Consider the following 236-nt stretch of genomic DNA (forward strand, 5'->3'; position numbering starts at 1 on the left):
GTCATGGCCGGCCACGTAGAATGCGCCGCTTGCCAGGAGCCGACGCGCTCCAGCCCCGATTTTTTCCGCGCCCGTTCAAGGCGCGGCGCCGAGGAGCAACGCCATGAGCGACTCTCAGGAAACCCTCTACGAAGGCTACGGCCAACGTTTTCGCATGGACAAACTGCTGCACGAGGTGCGCACCGAGCATCAGCATCTGGTGATTTTCGAGACCCCGCGCATGGGCCGGGTCATGG

Annotated in this window: 1 pseudogene; it reads left to right on the forward strand. The window is 63.6% G+C overall.

The features are described 5' to 3' along the window. Positions 1-103: 103 nt before the first annotated feature. Positions 104-236: pseudogene (locus AC0IW7_RS25020) on the forward strand (polyamine aminopropyltransferase); the annotation flags it as partial.

The sequence above is a fragment of the Pseudomonas sp. AC229 genome (assembly GCF_979254655.1).